General features: G+C 34.0%; 2 protein-coding genes. Both read left to right on the top strand.

Annotated features, from left to right (window positions below; all coding sequences use genetic code 11):
• On the top strand, positions 1-210 hold a 210-nt coding region (locus FHL06_RS14210; protein ID WP_153387316.1), incomplete at its 5' end, for a multicopper oxidase domain-containing protein.
• Positions 211-492: 282 nt separating this feature from the next.
• Positions 493-1,039 (top strand): DUF6198 family protein (locus FHL06_RS14215; protein ID WP_153387318.1); only part of this gene is annotated, 547 nt, incomplete at its 3' end.

Raw genomic sequence — 1,039 nt, forward strand, 5'->3', positions numbered from 1 at the left:
CACGGTTGGAAAGATACGGTTGGTGTTAATGCTGGTGAAACTGTCAGAATTGCAGTTCAATTTACTAAATTCGGTGTTTATATGTATCATTGCCATATTCTTGAACATGAAGATACTGGTATGATGGCACAAATTGAAGCCTATGATCCAAATCATGAACATAAATATCATTTGTTAAGTATGGATGAAATGAATCATCCTAGTAAATAACGTTGACAACGTTTTCACTCTAAATTAAACTGATCTCTATACTTTCCGTCTTCCGTAACGAAGAAAAATCTCACTACTGAGCTCATTTTCTTTGCTGCTCCAGACTAGTGTATCTGTTGGTTTAATTGGTTTATATTAAATAATTAAAACTAATAACAGTGTCTTTTAAGGCTGATACACGTGTGTATCGAAGGGCTTAATGGATACTGTTATTTTTGATTAAATTAATTGATGTTTATGTAGTTAGGCTCTTATTAATTGGAAAAATCGAGGGGATTAGTTTTGGAAAAGGGTAGATATAAAACTCGTTTGGGGTATTTGATTTTTGCAATTGTTTTAGATGCTTTTGCAAATGCGCTGATGATTGATAGTAATATGGGAAGTGCTGTTTGGACGGCTTCGGCGGTCAATATATCGTCACTTTTACATTCCAGTTATGGTACAACCTTGTTTGTTTATGCTGTGATAGTGACTATTACTAATCAATTGTTGTTAGGAAAGTTTGACGGACACATTTTCTTATCTAATCTGCTCTTTTCGTTACCATTTAGTTATTTGGTAGGATTCTTCTCAGATATTATGAATCCTTTGCAGATGAGTAATTTTCCAATTGTATGGCGCTTGGTGATCGATGTTTTAGGACTGATTGGTGTTTCAATTGGAACTTCAATTTATCAGCGTTGCAATTTGATTCAACATCCTAATGATGAATTGGCATATTTGTTGAGATTTAAATACTTGCACGGTTCAGCTGGTTGGGGACAATTAGTTAGTTATATTCCACCGGTAACAATTATGATTATCTGTTATGTAATGACAGGCAGTATAT

Origin of the sequence: Companilactobacillus halodurans, assembly GCF_009600985.1 — a bacterium.
Taxonomy (GTDB): Bacteria; Bacillota; Bacilli; order Lactobacillales; family Lactobacillaceae; genus Companilactobacillus; species Companilactobacillus halodurans.